The organism is Psychrobacter sp. UBA6291 (genome assembly GCF_002439405.1).
Taxonomy (GTDB): domain Bacteria; phylum Pseudomonadota; class Gammaproteobacteria; order Pseudomonadales; family Moraxellaceae; genus Psychrobacter; species Psychrobacter faecalis.
Genome location: NZ_DJUD01000003.1, coordinates 1 through 21,667, shown reverse-complemented (window position 1 = coordinate 21,667; position 21,667 = coordinate 1). Strand labels below are relative to the sequence as shown.

Sequence of the window (21,667 nt, the reverse complement as noted above, 5' to 3'; positions counted from 1 at the left end):
ATAGATGGCTGCTTAACCCTGAAGACGGGGTCTTTTATCAACCACTTGATTATCTACCCCATTAACCAATGGGCTTAAATGAATATCAAATATCATTTCAGCAAACGGACTTTCCATATCAAAAGCTTTTAAATCTTCCGGACTAGTATACTCAATGGCTTCGACAACCAAGCCTTCACGGGTGGCATAGGCAAAGTCATCATAGGTGTAAGGGTCGCCTGCGACGTTAATTTGAGTGGTTAGTTTACGGTGATCAGGCGCCGTGACAAAATAGTGAATATGAGCAGGACGGTTACCATGACGGCCGAGTTGGTTTAAAAGCTGCTGTGTTGGACCCTCAGGTGGACAACCATAACCTGCAGGGATAATGGTACGGACTTTATACTGACCGTTAGCATCGGTAATTACGGTACGCCGCATATTAAACGGTTGTTGTTCACCAGTTGGGTCAAAATGCGAATAGAACCCTTTAGTATTAGAATGCCAAATTTCGACTTTAGCATTGGGAACAGGCTTATTTTTTGCACTATATACGGTGCCATGTAGAATCAGCGGTGTACCATTAGTATCGCTACCATCATCCATGCGGGCATAACCAACTGATTCTGGCGCGCCTGCCACATATAAAGGTCCTTCGATAGTGCGTGGCGTTAGATTATCAATTCCCAATGCCGCATCTTGGGCGTCCATACGCATATCTAAGAAATGATCAAAGCCCAAACCGGGTGATAAAAGACCTGCTTCATTGCTTTGGCCTAATGTGTTGAGATACCCAATGGCTTGCCAGTATTCATCCGACGTGATGTCTAGATCATCAATGGTTTTGAATAGATCAGACACAATGCGGTGTAAAATTTGCTTAACACGGGGGCTGCCGCCGTCTTGTTCAAGTCCGCTCACTAATACCAAAAAATTTTGTACGTCCTTGCTATCAAATATTTTTACAGATTTGATTTCCATGAATATATCCCTATATTTGTCAAAGTGTCATATACACTTTATAAAAAGAGTCTATTAAACTTAAAACAAGTATTAATAGTTTTTTACAAGCAAAACCTTGACTAAACTTTAAGCCAAATCTATCGGTCTATACTTTAAACCTAATTTAAACCATATTGTAGCGCTTTGCTAACATATTATAAGTATATAACTATACCTTAAAAGTATATTACAGCTTTATAAATGTGGTGAAGTAGTTTTAAAATAAGCGAAAATTAAAAATATGATGATTTAATCAGTAGACTTTCCAGCTTAAGTAATTAAGAATGTTAAAGAACAAAGTATGAGTAGCAAGAAAGCATATGCATTTTACGACATTAGAGCGTGTTGAACATTGGCGATAAAGTGTTGGCAAAAAAAATAGCGAACTTCTAATCTTTAAGTTCTCACACCAAAAGATCACGTTCGCTATGCCTCGCACCATGCTCAAAGATGAACACTGGACTTGCCTCATACCTATCTTACTAGAACTGAATATTTATGACAAAGGAAATCTAAGACAAACCGTTGAAGGTATCCTTTATCGAATGCGCGTTGGTTGCCCTTGGCGTGACTTACCTGAGTATTTTGGTAAGCCTAATACCATCTATAAAGCTTACTAACGCTGGTTTCGCAGTAATAAATTGATTGCACTGTTCGCTTTATTAATCAAAGATTCAGACCTCGAATGGGTATTTATCGATGGTACTCATATTAAAGCGCATCAGCATAGCAGTGGTGGCAATGAGAATGCGCAGGCTATTAGCAAAAGTGTGGCAGGACGTGCCTCTAAGTTCCACTTAGCAGTTGATGCTCATGGTAACCCCATCGCTTTTATCTTATCAGATGGCACCACTGATGATGTGAAGATAGCACCAGACTTAATTGATAACATAGATTTGAGCGCAACAGTGACCGTATGCGCCGATAAGGGTTATGATTCTGAGGCACTGCGGGCGCATATTAAACAAGCAGGGACGCGCGATAATATCCCTCGAAAACGAAATACGAAGTCCTCTAACGACCATATGGATTGGGACTTGTACAAAGTCCGCCACTTAGTAGAAAAAGCTTTCGCTAAACTAAAAAACTATAGAGCAGTTGCCACAAGATTTGATAAGCTCAAACAAAGTTATGAGAAGACGGTGGCGCTTGCTTGTGCTTATCTCTGGTTGAAATTATGAATGTTCAACACGCCCTAAGCTGATCATTGAGTGGTTGGCTTAAACATAAGTCTATGACTTTGATATGTTCAAGTAAATTGTTAGCGGTCTCAGCGTCAAAAAAACGCAATAAAGCCTCATAAGGGTGACTGAGCGACTCATCCTCTACAAGTTTTATATCTTCTTTAGTAATGCTACCTTTTTCCTGTGTAGTAGCTAAACCATTAAAAATATCTGCAATTTGAGCTTGCTTTTTTTTAGGTATCTTAGAGAACCTTTTTATGATCTGCTTCACCTAGCCCTTGCTTTCAGGTATTCCTTTTATTGATATCTGAGTCGGTAGCATACTGATAATATATCGTTGCTCTTCAGCTTTAATCTCATGTAAATTAATATTTTTATTTGGCATAACCAACATCTCTTTTTTTATGACACTATTGCTAACGCCCTCATTTTACTATTAAGAAAAAATCAAGTAAATTGATTTAAAAGCTCAGAGTGTGATAGTAATTTTTTTGCAATTTCTTGAGTGCCTCGGCTGTCAGAACTACCATTCAACGCTGCATCTTCCTACTCAATACTTTACTTAGGCGAGGCGTTTAATATTAAGGGTTATTTTAAGAGGACTATAGGTACAATTATGTAATAAACGACAAAATAATTTACTTTTATCTATAATTATAGATTAAGCGAACTCTACTGCTTAGGTGACAATATCAGCGATTTTTGGGGTGTGATATTATCAATTTCAGTAGAACAAAGAAACATGTATTCAACACAACCTAGCATGAAAAATTGCTGTTAAGCGCCGTCTGATGTAACTTGACAGCATTTTTAATTTTTGATAAATACTCAGGTGGCGTGGTTAATATTGGGGTTTGATGACGACTGACCTTGCTCCCTAAGCGCAAGCAATACATAGACTGGATACAAGAGGCCAATCACTCAGGAGCCAGACTTAACCTTGCCTGTATTGAAGTTGGCATTAGCATCCGCACCTATCGGCGCTGGTACCGCGCAGGTCACGTGAATGGTGATAAACGGTGTGACGTCGTGCGCCAAGCTCCTAAGAATAAACTGAGCGCCTCTGAACAAGCCGCCATCCTAGCCGTGTGCAATCAGCCCCGCTTTGCCAGTCTGCCGCCCACCCAAATTGTACCGACCCTGCTTGATGAGGGGATATATCATGGCTCAGAGTCTACCTTTTATCTGGTGCTGAGGCAGCATGAGCAATTGGCTCACCGCGGTCGTGCACTTGCCCCTAAAGCCTCAAGCGCCCCAAAGACCTTTACTGCCACTGGTCCTTGCCAAGTATTCTGCTGGGATATCACTTATTTGCCAAGTCCGGTACGGGGGCAGTTCTATTATTTGTACATGATTGAGGATGTCTATAGCCGTAAGATTGTGGGCTGGGAGGTCTATGACCACGAGTCAGGCGCATTAGCAGCTCAGCTGCTTGAGCGTACTTTAATCAGTGAGAATGCATTGCACACTGGGGTGGTGCTACACTCAGACAATGGGGCACCGATGAAAGCTCAAACCATGCGCATGAAAGCGTATGAGCTTGGGGTACTCACCTCTTACAGCAGACCGCGTGTCAGTAATGACAACCCGTTTGCAGAGTCTTTATTTAAAACCTGCAAGTATCGCCCTAATTGGCCTATCGATGGCTTTAAGAGCTTAGATGCGGCAAGACGATGGATGCTGAGCTTCACGCGCTGGTACAACAATGAGCATAAGCACAGTCAGCTGAACTTTGTGACGCCCAATCAGCGCCATACGGGTGAGGATAAGGAAGTACTGGCGAAGCGTCTGCTCACGATGCAGCGCGCTAAAGATGAAAACCCGATACGCTGGGGAACTCAGGAGGTGAGGAACTGCGAGCCTGTAGGGCCAACAACGCTAAATCCTGTAAAAGAGCAACAACAGCAAAGATTAAAAGCCGCTTAATTTAGCTTGATGGTGACAACTACCTTGAAAAACTCCGCTCACGCCATCGTAGTGTGACGGGGTTTATCACAAACTTGCTGTCAGGGTTGATTGCTTATTGCTGGTTTCCCTATAAACCCACCATCAAAAACATGCCTCAGCAGGGACAGGTAGCTACATTGTAAATAGTATCAATGAGTTACAATGTGGCTTATCCCGAACTGGGGTTATTTACGCTTGATCACTTTGAGCACAATATCAATAGCACCATATTTCACCACTAGCGCAAAAAAACGCTTACTCCAAGCCTTAGAACGAAATGCGTGATTGTGATGGCTATGGGCGAGGATAAAGCAAATTACTGCTTTACCCGAGCGCAAGGTGAGAGCTGTACTCGAGTAGCTCGATTTCATAAGAACAAGCGTATCCAAAAACTCATTAACAGATATAGCCATCGTACCCTTTGGCTACCGCCCTACAGCCCCGATCTTAATCCCATTGAAAAGAAGTGAGCTCAAGCGAAGTTGTAAAAACATGACGGCTCTTGCTTGCGCTTATATTTGGCTAAAACTTTGAATATTCAACACGCCCTCATAATTTTTCTAATAATTCACTTTTTCGTAATCAACTGGTCTTTGAACATTGATATAAACCCAAAACTAAATACTAAGACACCTAAGCCTGCTACTAGTTGCTCAAAAATTGTCGTTTGATGATCCCAGTCATATAGCATAATTATTATTAAAATACTTATAACCCACGCTATGGCAGCATATAGAATTAACAGTATCCGATTGCTTGGCAGCCAATGGGTAGACTGCAACCATTTAGGTTTGAAGCAAAGCCATAGTGTTGTAATAGGAATCATTAGCATAGGAAATAAGAAGAATACAGCGATGTAGTTATTCATAGACAATTGTACGCTCATTATAAATTAAACAATATTATCATATAAATAATAAATATAACTATTAAAATCATATCAAACTTATACTTACTCATCCTTTTCTCTAAATATCTAGCCTCCTCTACATTTTTTGAGTCAATCAACTTGCTCTTTTCAATAAACTTAAAACGTTTAATGTTAATAAAAATCAGCCAAATAGAAAGAGGTATAATAAAATAGCCTGCTTTAGGAGCAGCATCTTCAATAAAATCAGGAATCATCTTAACTATAAACGCAATTACTACTGGTATTACAAGCCCAGCCATCAGTAAAGCAGTGCTGAAATGTACAAGAAAATCTCTATCTTTAGTATGAAGCTTACCTTGATTTGTTGAGCCTTGTTGTTTAAGTATAAATATACCAAGAAGTGGTATGAATATAGCTAAACTTATAATTGTAACAGTAATCAAAAAGACATTGTCTAAGTAAAAATTAATCACAAGTAAGCCCCACCCCATTTTATTTATCTATAATATTTAGGTTTTCTAAATGTTAAGTTTTTTTCTAAAAAATTAATTGAACGGTAACCATCCCAAGTGTATCCGAAACAGATTTACTTGAGTCAGACAGCTTAATTCTATTTGATTAGTATCTTATGCTTGGCGGAGTTACTGGTCAACAGAGCTGATAATGCTGATGCCCGACTCCTTGAACACATCAAAGCGGTACAAGGTAACGATATTACTTCCTATAAATACAATCGACTAGAACCTATAATACTTATAGAAAAATTCTTTGCAAAAATAAAGCAATACCGTGCTATTGCAACACGGCATGATAAGCTAACCATTCATTTTCTAAGCGCTATTCATTTAATTGCTTCAGCTATTGAGTCACTGTTTGATTTTGTGTATGTATTTCCTAAATTGCAGTTAGAAAGAATCTAGGGTACACCGACGATTACAACTACAAGCCCTTCAAACGTTTTGATGGTTGTTTACAAAAATTTAAAATTGACCGTCAAAGTGAGGAGCGAAGGGAATATCGTCGTCTACTGGCCCAGGTGGAAGTCCCTGATTAATATTGTTTTTATTTATTTTATTGTTGGGTGTTTGTTGGTCGTTCTGAGGTTTTTGACGGTCCGGATGACTGATTTGTTTATTGTTATCGTCATTACTATCTAGCATCTGCATCTGGTCAGCGCGAATTTCAGTCGCATAACGGTCGCTACCGTCAGGCGCCTGGTACTTACGAGTGCGTAAGCTACCCTCAATATAGACCTTGCTACCTTTACGCAAATACTGAGCGGCGATTTCACCTAAACGATTGAATAGTGAAACACGATGCCATTCGGTCGCTTCTCTTTTTTCGCCACTTTGTTTATCAGTCCATTGCTCAGAGGTCGCTACTGATATATTGGTAACACTACCGCCGTTATTAAATTGACGTGCCTCTGGATCTGCACCGAGGTTTCCGATTATGATGACTTTATTGACTCCGCGCATAATATTTCTCTTTTAGTCTGATAAGTATTTAAATAATACATTGTAGTAGTTGCGAGACATCTTCACACGCTTCCTTGCTTGCTCTATCAAAGACTCATCAGGTTCAATCTTTACTAACCTAATGAACCGCCCCGACTATATCGGAGGCTGATTTACTTGAGTCAGGCAGCAATGCCTGACAGGATTAAATTATCATAGTACCGCTTTTCAAACTCAAAGGGTGACACATATCCAATCGTGCTATGCAAACGGGTTTTATTAAACCAATCCACCCATTCAAGGGTCGCCAGTTCAACATCGTTAATGCCAGTCCAGTTCTGCTTTAAATAATGAATCACCTCAGACTTGTAAAGCTCATTGAACGTTTCAGCCCATGCATTGTCGTATGAATCGCCTGTTGTACCAACAGAAGCAATCACGCCAGAGTCCGTCATCTTATCGATATAGCGAATAGATAAGTACTGAACCCCTCGATCGCTATGATGAATCGCTTCTTTAGGATTATTCCTATCTGTTATCGCTTGATTGAGCGCGGCCATCACCATATCGGTGTTCATGCGATTGGATACTTTCCAGCCCACAATAGCGCGAGCAAACACATCAATGATAAAAGCGGTATACACCCAGCCGCTTGTCGTCTTGATATAAGTAAAATCTGCAACCCAAAGCTGATTAGGACGATGGGCATTAAAGTTGCGATTGACTAGGTCATCAGCACGCTTTTGATCATCACGGCTGTTGGTGGCAATCTTGTCTTTGCCACGCCAAACCCCTTGTAAGCCATGCTGTCTCATTAAACGCTCGACAGTACAGCGAGCTATATTATTGCCATCCGCTTTCATCTGCTGCCAAACCTTACGCACACCATAACGGCATTTACTGTCCTGCCAGATACGTCTGATCTCGTTGATATAGAAGTCCTCATACTGACTGCGCAGTGAGCGCTTGTATGGGTTGTTACTTAAATCTTTAGCGCGATAATAAGTTGATGAGGCAATAGGTAGTACTCGACAGATAAGCTCGACCCCATAAAAGTATTTGGTGGTGTATCAAAAAGTATGCTGCTTAAAATTTGAACAACTTTTAATGCTTTGAAAGCCTTGCAAAACCAGAGAAAGAAGCACGGATCTTTTATGAGATTTTCCCGCCAGCATACTTTTTAGAACACTACCAAGTATTTATTATCTTCAATGAATTGAATCATGATTTTAGTTAGCGGTCGAGCTCCGCTTGGTCGAAAAAAGTAGCAGCCTTGCGTATAACCTGGTTGGCTTGCTTGAGCTCTTTAATACGTTGCTCTTGGCTTTGGGCTTGCACTGAGGCAGGAATAGTTTGATCTATGTGCTTTTTATGCCATGATCGTAAGGTTTCAGGCGTGCAACCAATCTTAGGTGCAATGGCTTGGATAGCTAACCATGTAGAGGGATAGTCACCTGCCGCTTCAATCAGCATACGAACAGCGCGTTCTTTGATCTCAGGAGTGTAGTGTCATGTTTTCATTGTCGTATTCTCTCAGAATGTTAAGTCTCCGACAATACCGGGGCGGTTCATTAGTTTACCAAGTTTGATCTTACAGTTTCTTCAGCATACTTTTTAATACATCATCACTTATTTATTATCTCATACACATATAATAAGGACTTAGCTCGACTCATAGCAACATAAGCCTCATTTTGTCTATTCTCGAATTCATTATATTGGCCTAGAAAAAAAACAACGTCATTTTCCAGGCCTTTAAATTCTGACACTTTCAATAGGCTTATGCTTTTAGGAGGAAAGGTAGTAATAGAGTAGCTATCAACCCGAATAATAGGACATATCTTTGACAGTTTAGATAAGACCTGTCGTTCAATACCACTGTATATATCACTACAGTCATTAAGACTTTCACTGTAAGTCATGCTTGACGATAGCCAGTTTGATGATAACAAAATAGTAATTTGATAAGGATCGATCATTTGGCTGTGAACCAACTTGTCAATATCCCGACCTACCTGTCCAATCAACTCATCTATATCGTTAAATTGTTGTTCAATAACTGGCAGGCCATTCGCTGCACCAGTGACTCCCATATCTGCATTTAATCGCTCTTTTATTGTTTGCAAAATTTGCGTCGTATAACGATAATTGGTTGTTAGTGGAATTTGTACAGGGTTATGACATTGAAAACTCTCTAATACACTTATATTCGTTTGTCCACAAAGACCACTTTGATGGTTGATGTCCATAAAAAGATACCAGCGACCTTGTTTCAATCCACCCTCCAATAGCCTATCAAAGAATTTAAAGGCTTCATCCGTCATTAAATCGTGCGCTTCATCAACGATTAATATTTTGATACTAAGGGGCTTGCGACTCATCATAGACTCAAGACTTCGCGCGGTTTGAATTATTAAGTTTGGGTGCATATGCTGGCGACGCAAATAGCCTTGCAACCAAGGCGAAAAGCAAACTAGTGCGGTTTTATAACCTAAGCTCGCCCAATGCATTGCCAGATATATTGCCATAGACGTCTTACCAGTACCAGCGCCACCAGAGCAAATCACCTTCGGATTAGCAACCATGATAGCGCTCAGCTGCATTTGTGTATCTGCTAATCTAGCACTACTATGAGTGCTGTCATCGAGCCGTTGCGCGGTATCCATTAATGAATCAAAACTAGGTCGCAAATAGTCAACCACTTGTACAACTGCCTGCTTATCCGCAAGCGGCTTACTATCTTTTTGCATCCAATAAGTAAATAATTTTTTTAACCACGCCTCTAAATGACGACAAGATTGCGATTCACATAATATTTCTACATCCCACTCAGCACCGATACTAGACAAATGACATTCTGGTAATACTACACCGTAACCTATGACAAACTGCTCTATCACTGCTACAGGTAAGTTATCTTTTAGTTTGTCATAAATACCATGTAGTGCTGTTTGTGCCTGACGAAATGGGCTCTCAAACCGACTATCTGTATTATTCAGACGATCCGTAAAATGCCACTTACCATCACTACAAGAGACTCGCCCGCCCTTTATTTCAAGTACATAAATACCGTAAGGACATACCAATAAAAAATCTATTTCACCAAATCTCTTATACTCATGATGTGTTAAGTTTAAAGAATGTAGCGCATAATAAGACTCATCACCTAATAACTTAAATGCCTCAGATAAACGTTCAAATATTTTTAATTCAGCCTTGCTAGTACTGGGATAAGCTGTGTTCGGTACCATTTTCATATCAAATACCAAGCGCACGACGCATAAGCTGCTCAACCTTGCTATCGATATAGTTCAGCCCAGTCATCAAAGCTAAAAACTCATTTTGATCGATCACCTCTTCTACTTTAATAGGCTGTTTGGATTTAAACTTTGAAAAATTGGCTGTTGCCTTCATGTCATATTGACCATTAGGTAGGCTTACCTCATAGTCCAAACAGGTCCAATTTTTATCTACAATAAGTATTTTAGCAGCTTGCTTTGGTTTTTTACTCCAAGACTGTTTTAGGTAATAGCGTACTGGCATAGGAAAATGTGTCAGCGCTAATGGATTGGTATTTCGTTGTGAGGAACATAAATCAGTTAATAATAAAGAGATAGCTTTATGCATACTGGCGTAGTTTTTTAGAGTTATTGGAAGCTTAGCCCAGCCTATACTTGATGATATCATTATCATAGCAAGTGTGCTTTCGCTATCTGTTAAATCATGGCTATCAGACTCTAAAAAACGCTCAATGCCATCGGTATGGAAAAAAGTTAATAGCATACGATGAAATGATTTGGTATAAGTTGTCATCAGCTCATCAAATGATTTTTCTTTTAGACCTAGCATCGATGATAAGTCATCGACAAACTGTTGACTTTCTACCTGCGCGCTAGCAGGATCAATCTGACTTTGTAACAGCTCAATGATAGATTTTTTGGCTTGAGACAAATTAGACGATCTAATGATAATTTCTATCATATCAATATATAATCGACCCGCTTTATTATGCGCCTCTGAATTAGGATCGATAATCCATTGACAAAAATCATTCAAAATGTCATCTAATAAAGGCAGATTAATATCAGCTGCATTTCTTTGTAAAAGAGTCAAAAGCGCATGAAGTGCTTGCTCGTTAACGTTTGCAAGCAGATTTAAGCTGGCATAAACAGCTGTTATCGCATTGGCAAAGCTATAATTAATAGCCTTAATGTCATTATTAATGCTCACTGTTGGTAGAGAGTTTTTCGCTTGATTTTTATTAAACTTAAACAAGGTTGCCTGTGTGGTCAATGGATATAAGCTAATATCCACCCCATTGGTATCTAAAACCTTATCCTTGATTTTTTTGATACCTTCTTTATTAGCTAACTTGATAGCCATAATCGTGCCAGCGGCTATAGGCTCTGCTAGCAACAACATAGTTAGGTCTATATCATCATGGCTATAGTTATCTTTTGCAAAAGCTTGCGTAGCTGATATACTCTGCCATTCTTGATGCTCCACACTATCTAACTGAGACTGATAGCGTGCTAGTATCTGTCCTTGGTACTGGCTCAGATTTAGCTCAACAATCACAGGTATCAAGTCATCTCGCTCTTTTATACTCATATCAACCACCCATTTAGGCGGCTTTTTACTAAAAATAGGGGTATAACCTGGATTAAAGCTCAAACTATCTTGATATGACTTTTTTCCTAAAGGTTGTAGCAGAGTAATGATATCTATCATTAGATACATGAGGAGGTTTTGATGATTGGTTACAAAATACCATTTTTTGGGTATTGATTGAGATGTGGCTGTAATGTTTTGTTGTGTCATAGCAATATCCTTTGGTAAATCAAATAGTTCGAGTTGTTGCCCCATTGTGCTAACACCTATTGAGAATCGAATTATCATTAGGCAAAATGTCATTGATGGTCTTGGTATCACTGCCGTTTTTTCTTAATAAAAACAGCTTTTCTCTGGCTCGTGATGCCATTACATAGAATCGCTTTTTGAGTACATCAGTATTGCTAGGAGCATAATGATCATCTATATCCGCTAAAAACACCGTATCAAATTCTAACCCCTTGCATGAGTGCGCATTTAGAATAAATATTCCTCCCTGACCAAAGTCAATCGATACTGGCTGACCATTGTTATAATAACCGATTGGAATATCCTGGTAGGCAGTATTACTGTTTTTCTTTTCAGTTAACTTGGCAAGATAAGCATTCAATACAGTATTATTGGGGCAAATAATACCAATGAGCTTATGATCATGGTCTTTGGCTTGAATTAAAATACGTTCAACAATAGCGGCAAAATTATTGGCATGGTAACTATACAGAGTGGGCAAGTCACCCGTTGCTCTGGTATTAGGATCAGGTAAATTAGGAGCAGGTGTCGCCTCATCAGTAAAAAAGTGCCGACTAAATACAGCTATCTCATAGGAGTTACGCCAATTAATCGTCAGCTCAAATACATCTTCTGGCTCCAACACCATCACAGCGCGTAGCTCTTTGATACTACTACACCCTTCGTTTATCTGTTGATTTTGATCTGCAACCACAAAAAAGTTCTCATAGCCCAATTCGACTAAGCTAGTGTAAAAGCTTGGCGGCATATCTTGCCCTTCATCAATAATCAGTGTGTCTTTACTTATCTCTATTGCCTCATCATCTTTAGCGGTGTCAGACTCTGCCTCTTGCTCCATATAGCTAATGATGTTATGGCTAACGTTGTCCCAGTCAATCGGTTTAAAGCCGCCATTTTTTGTTTCGATACAGGGTACTCGACTGCCTATTAATGAGAAGTAGGTTTTCATAAACCATGATAGCCACTGTTTACTTTGTAAGCCTTTCCCGAATAGTTGTTCGTTAGACTTTAGCAGGGTCTTATTATAAGCCAAACACACATATTTCTGTTGTTCTCGTGCCAACCGACGCGCTCTCATCAAGGCCACTACTGACTTACCTGTGCCTGGCCCTCCGACTATTAAGTACTGCCCTTCTAACGGCAAATCAATAATAGCATCTTGCTCTTTGGTTAAGTCATCGATATCTGGTAATGTAAATACTCTAGCAGCCATGTGGAATCCTTTTATAGTATTGGTTATGAAACAGTTATATTCAGCTCTATGGGTCAAAAGCGTCAGTATGTGCAACGATAACCCTAGAGCTTTTAATAAATCCTAGAGTTTTATCATATCTAAAACTGAAGGCATTGAACTGTTATGATCGCCTTTAACAAATATTCTATCCAGTAAAATATTGCCACAAAAACAGCTGGTTTCTGGTAGTAATTCACAAGCATGGCAAGCGGCTTTATTTAATAAACCAACACCCTGTCCATCGTGACTGGCACAGACTGGATCTAGCGAACACCAGCGCGCTTTTTCAAATGCTTTACTTATTATTTTCTCTAAGCGCTCAGGCTTGGCCAGCTCAGCCAGGCCACCTAATGTACCGTCCACATCTGGAATAGCCACATAGATTAAGATACCCACCATCGAAGTATCGTCGCTAATAGACGCATATATACGCTCTTTTAGAGATGCCGAGGGATAGCCTGCTTGAATCTCCAGCTCTTTGATTAAAAGATGCGACAATGCGTGTAAAAACATAAATCTTGGCGTAATGATAATATTGGGATCAAACTTAATATTTGCTTTAGCAAATCTAGATTTAAATACTTCAGTACGTGCCATCACGTTAGCGTTTTTTTCCCACTCCGTGATAATATCGTTATCAAAGTTAATAAAGATACCCTCTCCATACAACTCAAGTGCAGGTAGCCAACCTATCTCTTTGTCGATGGCTGGAGGCACAATAGTTGGTACCTCGTCATCAATAGTGCCGCCACGAGTAAACCCTTTAAATACCATGATTTCTTTTAATTTTCTAATCTCTATCACATCTGTAATTAGACTATTAAGTTTTTTGCTGAGTGTATTATTACGGTGCTGCAAAAACTCACGCCATTGATCGCTAACGTGATGAGTGACAAAGTCTTCATCTTCTTTTAGATCAACAATAGGTTCTAAGATAGCTTGATACTCTGCCTCTAATAGCTTTAACGTTGTCATATTAGTGTCAATATTTGGAAAACCATTTTCAATTTGAATAATAGCGTCTTCTAACTGCGCCACGTCACAGTCTAGCTTTTCGGCTACGCTTTTTTTTCTTGATTCTCTTTGAAAATTGCTACCTCTTAAATTTAGGGTATCACGTAATGGTTGATTACTATAAAGCTGAGCCACAACACTATGACGCCCAATACGCGATTCAGGAGGAATGACCAAAGCACTGATAGTCACAGCGCGATGAATACGGGTGTCATTGACCTCCATGACTTCACCCAAATCCTCTATCGGCAGCTCTGGTGCATAACCTATCCAAGGCTGACTCCAGCCAAAATATGGTAGTTTTGTTCCAGGATTTACTCGTGATTCTGCGCCGCACTTATTGCATGTAATCACTCTTCTATTGTTAAGGGTAAGCGTAAGAGATGCACGCCCGCATTGTTTTTGTTTAGCATTTTTAGCATCTTTGTGTGCCAAATAGTGCCAGTCTAGGTCGTTAATATGACCGTCATTATGTACTAGTACTAAAGACACTTGCGTTAATGGCTTTTTGCAAGGTCGATTATTCACGACTCCTTGACAGATAGGCTTATCTGTTTTTTGGTCAATCCACGGTCTAGCATGCATAAGACCACAGCTATCACAAGCCATCCAACTGGGAAAACGTGAGGCTGGAATACAAGTACCATCTGGTAGATCATGCTTATCAAGCTTGGCGATGGGTGGCTCTCGAAGCGCCTGCTGAATGCCTAAAGTGGCTTTAATTTGTTCGACAAACATAATCTCACGCGGCGCTGTCCCATCTAATGCTATCCATTCGCTAATGTCTTGGACAATCATCAGATAGTCAGGACCTCGTACTACTGCGCCTACGCTACAATGCGTCAACAAGTGCGACAATCTTATTGGTAAATATTGATACTGCTTGTTATTCATATTCATAGTTTATTACTCATATTCACAATAGTTTCATCAGACCAGTATTTTCGACATTACGCATAGATTGTAGCGTTGCCCATTGACCTCTTTCTGATTGACCATGACGGTACAATAGACTTTGTTTTGATCTATCGTCTAATGCGCTATAACAAACACTATTATCGATATCAGTTGCCACAATTTGATGCCACTCATTAACTATCTGCTTGACATGACCTTCAATCTCTTGGCGACGTTCAGGATCAGCGGCGCTACACCTATTAATAAAGGTTTGAACGACTGCTTGTATTTGCACATCGTTTTTATCGAAGTTTCGCGCATCGTTGTCAGCTAACATAAAGGGGATTGAATGGCGCAGAACAATAACCAGCCCAGCATGTAACGCGCGCTTGCGTGCTTGATAAGTGTATGGGGTCACACTGGTTGGCTCTACATAACGATAAAATGACTGATGATATGCACGAAAATTCTCATAATGTGACAAGCTACGGCTTTGATCACGATAATAGTTAGTAATAACAATTCCAGGAACATGACTGCGACCAACACGACTACTGGCTTGAATATATTCAGCGGTGGTAATCGGCTGACCGTTAACCACCATAAGTGACATACGGCTAACATCCAAGCCTACCGATACCATGTTGGTTGCTAGCGCAACATCGATACTATCAGGATCTGTGCGCTCAAACTTCAACCTTGAAAAAGTGGTCTCGTTTTGCTGAGCGGTTGAGTTGCTAGTCAATTGAGCGATATTAAGACGGCTTGGCAAGCGGTTTTTTATAAGCTGCCAAATATAATCTTGCTCAATCTGCTTATCATCAAGCCCTTTTTGCTGCTGATACTCCTGCATTAGACGCTCATAATGCTCTTTCACTAAAATATTGAAACTATTATGGCTATTGCCCACGCCTTTTAAACTGCTGTGATAGACGAGCATACTCCACCAAGCATCCAGCAGTATCTCAGCCTCAGCATCCTTGGAAAACAATAGAAGAGGAGCAATCAATAACGCGGCGGCGAGTGGTGCCAAGTTTCTTTGTCGACTGAGCATAGGCGCTAGATAACCTAAATATAAGCGCCCTGGCTGCTCATCAAGCGCAACTGTTTTAGCAAAATAGGAATCTTCAGAACTGATACCGACAGGCGGAAAAATAGCAGGCTGCTGAGCAAATAGCTTATTGACTTGGGTATTTGCCTCTTTTATCGTCGCTGTAGATGCAATATACTTGGGACAGACGAGCTTTTGCTCAATCACCGTTGATATTGCCGCTTCATAAATGCCAGCAATAGAGCCTAATGCACTAGATATGAGATGCAGTTCATCTTGAATAATAAGTTCAGGAGGGCGGTTGCCATTACGTCCAAAAAAGCTTTGAGTTTCAGGTTTCCAAGCCAGCATAGCAAACTTATCTAGGGTTCCAACTAATAAAGTGGGCGGTTTAACATATAATACTTCATCAACCACTTGGCAAGGTAAGGCTATGTTTTGAGCACCAAACGCACATTGTAAGTTGCTACAATGAAAATCAAAACTTTTAAAACCAATTTTTATATTTTTTGTGACATTGTCAAAAGGGGTTTGACACCACGGACATGAGGTTAATACAAACTGACTCATCTCTTCACGCTTGCCACCTTGTATTTTGTTAACGATATCCTGTGCTTGTTTTAAGGTATTGGGGCTACTATTACTCCCTACCCATAGACCAATGCTAATTCGCTCCTCGCCTAATTTTGGATAATGATAACGTAGTAACTCCAAAGCACAAATAAGACGACAGGCGCGCATAAACTGCTGAGTAGTCAGTAATCGCAGAGTATAGCGCATCATACTGACCGTGCCACCAGCTGACACCGCCGAAAAGCTAAGCCGACGCCATAAAATAACAAAAGCCGCAACGGCTAAATAAGCCTCTGTTTTGCCTCCGCCTGTCGGAAACCAAATCAAGTCTAGTTCTTGACGGTAATTGTCTGTTTCGTCCACACATGAGGCTAGACTTAATAATACAAAAGCAAGCTGAAAAGGTCGCCATTTAGGCACATCATAGCCCGACTGTATCATCTGCTCTCTCATCGCTTGATTGGCTAAGCCAAACGCTTCTGCAACTACGCTATCATTTTTGAGTAAATGTACACCTTGACGCATGCGCTCTTTAGCCACGTCCATACGCTCTATAATGCCAGTACCCACTTGCCGCCTTGCGTCATCGAATTTATTGACATCGGCTCTTTGAGTATTAATCCACTGTTGATAGCCATCAATAAATTCATCTAATGCACCACAGATTTGTAGTCGATTATCTTGGATATTGATTAAGTTGTTAAGCAATAAAACATCAAAATTTGCATTTATAGCGATATCTGCTGTGACAATAGGTACCTCATAAGTCGGCATAAAATCAGTATAAATATGTGGCGCCGCTATACTATTATTTACATCAGCATCTTTTATTATAGTGCTGCTTTTTATATCATTATTAGGTTTATCAGCTATCTGCCAGTCAACAGCTGCGCCATGACCAATAGCGTAAACTTTTTTATGCTGATATTGTAGATGTAGCTCTTGATACTCTAAGCTTAAATCTTGATAGCTAATATCAGGATACTCACCGACAACTCCTTGCTCAATATAACAATCTAGCGTCACCTCAAATAAAGACTTAAACGCTCGCTGCCAGTAATAATCACCAGCATTGGCATCCTCAATTATTTGCTTATTGACTAAAGAAATAGTAATTATCTTGCCGCTATCATGGTCATACTCTAAGACATTGATAAACGCTAACGGTTTTACACTACCCGCTTCATTCACAAAAAAAACAGGATACTCGCCTTCATGATCAATAGTAACGGTCTGTCCATCACCCCCTAGCTGCTCTCTATTGAACGCCCAATCCTCTGTTGATGCGTATCGTCCCTCTTTTTTAATCTGCCCGTCCGCAGTTAGCTGTAGATGATCGGCTAACTGATAGCGGCTAGCACTGGCATCAATTTGCAGCTGCCAGTCACTATTTGCTATAAAAAATGAAAACCCAACCGATGAGGGCGGCACATAACGACGCTTAACAAATACCTCCTCTTTATCCTCTTCACTAGATTTACCTAGGGTCACATCATCGTTATCCTCACAAGCAGGATCTATGCCCTCACCACTAGCGTCAATCGGATACAGCACGCCAATGGGATAGCGTGAAAGCGGTGAAATACCTGATAAGTCACCATTATTTATGTCAGTTGCTGGGCCTATCAGCTGACTTCTTAGCCAGTCGGTTACCCGTAGTCGGGATTTGGTATAGTCTTGTTTATTCATAAATATTTCTTAGTCTTAATTAAAATTTTTTATAACAATGTCTTAAGCTTTGTTATCATATTTTTATATGATTAATACTGTAGTAGTCAACTAATCTAGGACACCTAATAAGAGGTTTTGATTAAAGTAACGTTTCTCTTTTTCTAACGGTGACAAATAATCGTTAAAACGGTGTGGTCTTACGACCTGATAATAGCCCCAGATATAATCAATAATGGCACTTTTAGCCTCAGCGATATTCTCATAACCGCCCTTTGGCATCCATTCTGTTTTCAAGCTTCTGAAGAAGCGCTCAGTTGGCGCGTTGTCCCAACAGTTACCTTTTCGGCTCATACTTTGCGTCATGTCCTCACAACTTGCCACGGATTCAGCAAGCTTCTTTCTAGTGTAATGGGTTCCTTGGTCAGAATGAAACAACACATCACTGGGTTTGAGCATAGTATGATACGCCATCTGTAACGCTTTAGCGGTCAGCACGCTTTTTAAGTGAGGGAAAGATGGGATGGTCGGATGCTTACGTTTGTATTGCTCTGCCAGCTGACTGATTAGCGATAGCCGTTCAGGCTGTCCAAGGCCAGCAGAGCAGAAGCCTCACTCGAGCATAGCTCTCGTCTTGCGTCGGGACGAAGCAGTGCTTCGTTTTATCCCTCCTCATTTAAGATGTAGCGCTCCATAGTCAGCCGCTTAACCTGTTTACGCAGATCTTGGAGCTCGCGCTGTTCATCCTTTAAAGCGTTGACGACTTTAGGCGCTTGGCCACTCATTTCTTGACGGTATTGACTCAGCCATTTATGCAAGGTGGAGTGGATTTACCTATCCCTAAGGAATCGGCCACGTCAGGTATGGTGCGGTTGTGATCAGTGACTAAGCTGATGGCTTCTAATTTAAATTCTCGGGTATATTGATTGCGTTTGTTGGTCATACTATTTTCCTCTTTGGGTTAGTATAAACCTCTTACGTGCTGTCCTAATTTATTATGCCACTACAATATGGACTGGGACTTATACAAAGCACGACACTTAATAGAAAACGCTCTCGCTTATGCTTATATCTGGCTGAAATTATGAATGTTCAACACGCCCTATAGTAGATTTCATTTAGAAATGTTATAGGACTGCTGGAATAAATTTTGCGAAGCCTCTGGAGTGCGAAGCGCACAGCAAGCGAGGAAAATTTATTCCAGCAGAGCGCTATTTAAACGAACCACTTTTATATTGAATTGGCTATAGTAAGCATATAGTCTAAATGGCACTTACACAGAATTCGGGATGGGCTCCACTATGTAGAAATGGCTAAATCAGTTAAACCATCCTACTAATGTATCCAAAACTTCGACTAAACCAAAAAGTGATAAAATCAGGCCAAATGCCGCAATCTTAAAATTCAACTTATCACTATTTTTCTGCTGCTCTAGTTTAGCTTGCTCGAGCTGATGTTGCCCTTCTTGTCTTAATTTCAATTGTTCATGCTTATTAATTTCATCCTTTTCTTGCTTTTGATATCTTAAGATACGATAAACTTGTTCAAGTTGTTCATTAGTTTCACGATATCTTATTGCCAACTGATAAGCTTCAGAAAAGTCTTGCCAACATCTATAAGTAGGATATTTTGTAAGCTGTATAGGATTAAAGAAAAAGTACCTTGCATTGAAAATGGATGCTTCAGCGTATAGATCTTGAATTTTCTTAACATCATCAGGATACTCTAGAGCTTCAGCAAGCTTTTCATTAATCTGTTGGAAAGCTTCGTGATATGCTACAGCGAGCATTAATAGTAGTACTCTTCTCTTAGGATTTTTTATATCTGAGGTATTAAAAAATAAAGCTAATCCACGTCCATCTATGTGGCGCTTTTCATTAGGTAGAGCAGTAAAATCGTCCTCTTTCAATGTTTCAGAACCACGCAAAAACCATGAAGCGTTTTTACAATATATCTCTTCATTTCCTAAGTTAGACTTTTCCAGATCCATAAATATCGCTATTTTTGAAACGATTGATCCTGTAACATTTTTAGCCTCTTTACTGTCTTTGAACAACTCTTTCTTTAAAACCCTTAACTTAAGTGTCTGAGAAAAAATACTATCTTTAAAGAAAGTCACAGACCAATCGTTCATTCTATTATCATTAGATATTGAGCTATCATCTATAATAATAGTTTCTTTTAAAATCGGATTAAATAGATGAACTTTCTGACCACAAAAAATTAGGTCTTTTTTTTCTTCATCTAATGTATCATTAGATTTTTCAATAGTTGCAAAATAAATATTTGACATAAAAAGAGCTCTATATATTTTATTTTCTGTGACTTTTATCTAATAATCATTAGTATTTTCTGAAATAACTTTAGATTCAGACTCAAAACGATATCTACCATCATACATTAAGCGACCATGATCGTACCCACCTTCAAATACGTATTGACTGATAGTGAATTGCAATGCCTGATTTAATTTATGTTTAGCACCATATCTATCTGACTCATCTAGTACATCAAATGTATAGTTAAGATGTAAGCTTTCATCATTTCTGTCGTCATACATACCGTCGACTATATAGTCATTTAACTCTAATAAATTGGCCAGTTTTATAAAGTTATCAAGTTCTATATTGGCATAGGAATCATCATATGACCTAGTATATAACCCCCAATCATTTTTGCATGCAAAGTCACAATAACAATGAAGAAAATGAAGTATTTTTATTATTATGCTTTCATTAATTCCGTCAAAATTATAATGAAAGTTATTATACGAGCGTAACTTAAGGTAATGTTTTATAAGATCGAATATTTCTTTACTATTTGGTTCAGCTAAATCATGATCAATTTCAGTAGTGTTTTTGTCAAGTAGCACTGTAAATAGCTTAAGCGGATAGAATGCTTTTTTCAAATCTTCATCTGACCTTGGTTTTTCATTATTAATTTTATGAAAAACTAGTCTACCATTTAGCTTAGGGCATAAAAACTCAATTATCTCACTAAAGTTATGGTTAATTTCTTCTATCTTAGCTTTCCTTTCAATCTGTTTTTTTCTTAAATTACCTTTCTTATCTTGAGCAATTAGTGCTTCGTAATGACCGTAATAATAACAAACACTAATAAATATATTATAAAAGTTAGGATAACTTTCGAGCATCAATTGTGCTACTTGAAGCAACTTATCGAACCTAAATCCAATAGGTTTACCATATTTGGCTGTCAACATAGCGCCAATGATGCTTTCATAATGCATAGCATCTACTTCATTTCCTTTAAAGCCAGTGCTTATACCCATCCCCATAGCTTCAAACAATATCTCAAATGGTGTATGCCATCCTATTTTAATAACATATGAGTACTGTAAATTACTATCATCATCCGCATCACCTTTTTTTCTTAAGGCCCTATCGAACATGTCGCTTAAATGATTTTTGTATGAGTCTTCAAATATAATGCGTAATCCATTTAGATCGTTAGGAAGCGCCTTTACTTTTTCTGCTACTTCATTTCTAACAGCGTATGTATCCGCATATTTATCGTAACTGCTATAATCTATTCTATACATAATAAAGCCCCAATATCTGTTACTAGCTGGTTCAATCTATATAAAAACGAAATGACTTTCAACCTGATTCCTGCTCATACATCTGCCTAGCAAGACGTCCGGCTACCTTAGACTTAATACCTTCATTCATTATAAAGATATTATAGATTTTTTCATTACCTGAAACACATGTCATAAAAAGATCGAGCAATCTAGTCACTAAAAACTCTGTAAAACTATCTAAAGTATTAGCTTCCATAGCCTGAACAATAAATGGATCATTGAGCCCTTCTTGTATTATCTGATCAAAAAAGAAGGTCTCACTATCAAATTGATAGTGAGACCTTTTGACGATAAGTATTAATGACGTAAGCATCCGACCATCCCCT

General features: G+C 39.3%; 16 protein-coding genes and 6 pseudogenes. 6 read left to right on the top strand and 16 right to left on the bottom strand.

What is annotated here, in order from left to right:
• Positions 1 to 12: 12 nt before the first annotated feature.
• Entirely contained in the window at positions 13 to 960 is a 948-nt protein-coding gene (catA, locus tag B3R91_RS00245; protein ID WP_286795713.1) for a catechol 1,2-dioxygenase, read from the bottom strand.
• Positions 961 to 1,409: 449 nt separating this feature from the next.
• On the opposite strand from catA, the pseudogene B3R91_RS00240 reads away from it, so the two are divergent.
• A pseudogene (locus tag B3R91_RS00240) lies at positions 1,410 to 2,162 on the top strand (IS5 family transposase).
• Between the two features lie 4 nt (positions 2,163 to 2,166).
• On the opposite strand, the gene B3R91_RS00235 reads toward B3R91_RS00240, so the two are convergent.
• Complete coding sequence (locus B3R91_RS00235; RefSeq protein ID WP_286795712.1) at positions 2,167 to 2,436, bottom strand: hypothetical protein; 270 nt, start codon at positions 2,434 to 2,436, stop codon at positions 2,167 to 2,169.
• A 599-nt stretch (positions 2,437 to 3,035) separates the two neighbouring features.
• Here B3R91_RS00235 and B3R91_RS00230 point away from each other — a divergent pair.
• From B3R91_RS00230 to B3R91_RS00220, 3 genes and pseudogenes are all read left to right on the top strand, one after another.
• The gene (locus tag B3R91_RS00230; RefSeq protein WP_286795710.1) at positions 3,036 to 4,091 is read left to right on the top strand and encodes an IS3 family transposase; all 1,056 of its coding nucleotides are present in this window, start codon (positions 3,036 to 3,038) and stop codon (positions 4,089 to 4,091) included.
• A 38-nt stretch (positions 4,092 to 4,129) separates the two neighbouring features.
• Positions 4,130 to 4,255, top strand: a pseudogene (locus B3R91_RS00225) (IS982 family transposase); the annotation flags it as partial.
• Positions 4,256 to 4,471: 216 nt separating this feature from the next.
• Positions 4,472 to 4,576 (top strand): annotated as a pseudogene (locus B3R91_RS00220) (transposase); the annotation flags it as partial.
• Between the two features lie 421 nt (positions 4,577 to 4,997).
• Here B3R91_RS00220 and B3R91_RS00215 read toward each other — a convergent pair.
• Positions 4,998 to 5,474, bottom strand: a complete 477-nt coding sequence (locus tag B3R91_RS00215; RefSeq protein ID WP_286795709.1) for a hypothetical protein — start codon at positions 5,472 to 5,474, stop codon at positions 4,998 to 5,000.
• Between the two features lie 141 nt (positions 5,475 to 5,615).
• Here B3R91_RS00215 and B3R91_RS00210 point away from each other — a divergent pair, with 141 nt between their 5' ends.
• Positions 5,616 to 5,903, top strand: coding sequence for a hypothetical protein (locus tag B3R91_RS00210; RefSeq protein WP_286795707.1), 288 nt, complete (start codon positions 5,616 to 5,618; stop codon positions 5,901 to 5,903).
• Between the two features lie 60 nt (positions 5,904 to 5,963).
• On the opposite strand, the gene ssb is transcribed toward B3R91_RS00210, so the two are convergent.
• The 10 genes and pseudogenes from ssb to B3R91_RS13520 all read right to left on the bottom strand — a co-directional run bounded on the left by ssb (position 5,964) and on the right by B3R91_RS13520 (position 18,680).
• Positions 5,964 to 6,461, bottom strand: coding sequence for a single-stranded DNA-binding protein (gene ssb, locus B3R91_RS00205; protein ID WP_286795706.1), 498 nt, complete (start codon positions 6,459 to 6,461; stop codon positions 5,964 to 5,966).
• 161 nt (positions 6,462 to 6,622) lie between these two features.
• A pseudogene (locus B3R91_RS00200) lies at positions 6,623 to 7,492 on the bottom strand (IS3 family transposase); the annotation flags it as partial.
• Positions 7,493 to 7,633: 141 nt separating this feature from the next.
• Positions 7,634 to 7,913 (bottom strand): annotated as a pseudogene (locus tag B3R91_RS00195) (IS3 family transposase); the annotation flags it as partial.
• 152 nt (positions 7,914 to 8,065) lie between these two features.
• Complete coding sequence (locus B3R91_RS00190) at positions 8,066 to 9,697, bottom strand: nuclease-related domain-containing DEAD/DEAH box helicase (RefSeq protein ID WP_286795704.1); 1,632 nt, start codon at positions 9,695 to 9,697, stop codon at positions 8,066 to 8,068.
• 1 nt (position 9,698) lies between these two features.
• Positions 9,699 to 11,306, bottom strand: a complete 1,608-nt coding sequence (locus B3R91_RS00185; RefSeq protein ID WP_286795703.1) for a hypothetical protein — start codon at positions 11,304 to 11,306, stop codon at positions 9,699 to 9,701.
• Positions 11,307 to 11,310: 4 nt separating this feature from the next.
• Positions 11,311 to 12,513: a 3'-5' exonuclease gene (locus B3R91_RS00180; RefSeq protein ID WP_286795702.1), complete on the bottom strand. Its 1,203-nt coding sequence runs from the start codon at positions 12,511 to 12,513 to the stop codon at positions 11,311 to 11,313.
• Between the two features lie 102 nt (positions 12,514 to 12,615).
• The gene (gene drmB, locus B3R91_RS00175; protein ID WP_286795700.1) at positions 12,616 to 14,448 is read right to left on the bottom strand and encodes a DUF1998 domain-containing protein; all 1,833 of its coding nucleotides are present in this window, start codon (positions 14,446 to 14,448) and stop codon (positions 12,616 to 12,618) included.
• A gap of 16 nt (positions 14,449 to 14,464) precedes the next feature.
• Complete coding sequence (locus B3R91_RS00170) at positions 14,465 to 17,758, bottom strand: helicase-related protein (RefSeq protein WP_286795699.1); 3,294 nt, start codon at positions 17,756 to 17,758, stop codon at positions 14,465 to 14,467.
• 90 nt (positions 17,759 to 17,848) lie between these two features.
• Positions 17,849 to 18,211 carry an integrase core domain-containing protein gene (locus B3R91_RS00165; RefSeq protein ID WP_286795698.1) on the bottom strand — a complete coding sequence of 121 codons (363 nt, stop codon included), beginning with the start codon at positions 18,209 to 18,211 and terminating at the stop codon, positions 17,849 to 17,851.
• Between the two features lie 328 nt (positions 18,212 to 18,539).
• Positions 18,540 to 18,680, bottom strand: coding sequence for a transposase (locus B3R91_RS13520; protein WP_414707468.1), 141 nt, complete (start codon positions 18,678 to 18,680; stop codon positions 18,540 to 18,542).
• A 64-nt stretch (positions 18,681 to 18,744) separates the two neighbouring features.
• On the opposite strand from B3R91_RS13520, the pseudogene B3R91_RS13515 reads away from it, so the two are divergent.
• Positions 18,745 to 18,825: pseudogene (locus B3R91_RS13515) on the top strand (IS5/IS1182 family transposase); the annotation flags it as partial.
• A gap of 230 nt (positions 18,826 to 19,055) precedes the next feature.
• Here B3R91_RS13515 and B3R91_RS00160 read toward each other — a convergent pair.
• From B3R91_RS00160 to B3R91_RS00150, 3 genes are all read right to left on the bottom strand, one after another.
• The gene (locus B3R91_RS00160; RefSeq protein ID WP_286795696.1) at positions 19,056 to 20,030 is read right to left on the bottom strand and encodes a hypothetical protein; all 975 of its coding nucleotides are present in this window, start codon (positions 20,028 to 20,030) and stop codon (positions 19,056 to 19,058) included.
• 39 nt (positions 20,031 to 20,069) lie between these two features.
• Positions 20,070 to 21,299, bottom strand: coding sequence for a hypothetical protein (locus B3R91_RS00155; RefSeq protein WP_286795694.1), 1,230 nt, complete (start codon positions 21,297 to 21,299; stop codon positions 20,070 to 20,072).
• Between the two features lie 58 nt (positions 21,300 to 21,357).
• Positions 21,358 to 21,667, bottom strand: a 310-nt coding sequence (locus B3R91_RS00150; RefSeq protein ID WP_286795692.1) for a hypothetical protein, incomplete at its 5' end; no start/stop codon positions are given.

Excerpts from the sequence above, each read along its gene's own strand:
- catA (WP_286795713.1), bottom strand. The coding sequence starts at position 960 with ATGGAAATCAAATCTGTAAAAATATTTGATAGCAAGGACGTACAAAAT.
- B3R91_RS00190 (WP_286795704.1), bottom strand. The coding sequence starts at position 9,697 with ATGAAAATGGTACCGAACACAGCTTATCCCAGTACTAGCAAGGCTGAA.
- B3R91_RS00160 (WP_286795696.1), bottom strand. The coding sequence starts at position 20,030 with ATGTCAAATATTTATTTTGCAACTATTGAAAAATCTAATGATACATTA.
- B3R91_RS00170 (WP_286795699.1), bottom strand. The coding sequence starts at position 17,758 with ATGAATAAACAAGACTATACCAAATCCCGACTACGGGTAACCGACTGG.
- drmB (WP_286795700.1), bottom strand. The coding sequence starts at position 14,448 with ATGAATATGAATAACAAGCAGTATCAATATTTACCAATAAGATTGTCG.
- B3R91_RS00165 (WP_286795698.1), bottom strand. The coding sequence starts at position 18,211 with ATGGCGTATCATACTATGCTCAAACCCAGTGATGTGTTGTTTCATTCT.
- B3R91_RS00215 (WP_286795709.1), bottom strand. The coding sequence starts at position 5,474 with ATGGGGTGGGGCTTACTTGTGATTAATTTTTACTTAGACAATGTCTTT.
- B3R91_RS00155 (WP_286795694.1), bottom strand. The coding sequence starts at position 21,299 with ATGTATAGAATAGATTATAGCAGTTACGATAAATATGCGGATACATAC.
- B3R91_RS00180 (WP_286795702.1), bottom strand. The coding sequence starts at position 12,513 with ATGGCTGCTAGAGTATTTACATTACCAGATATCGATGACTTAACCAAA.
- B3R91_RS13520 (WP_414707468.1), bottom strand. The coding sequence starts at position 18,680 with ATGACCAACAAACGCAATCAATATACCCGAGAATTTAAATTAGAAGCC.
- ssb (WP_286795706.1), bottom strand. The coding sequence starts at position 6,461 with ATGCGCGGAGTCAATAAAGTCATCATAATCGGAAACCTCGGTGCAGAT.
- B3R91_RS00185 (WP_286795703.1), bottom strand. The coding sequence starts at position 11,306 with ATGGGGCAACAACTCGAACTATTTGATTTACCAAAGGATATTGCTATG.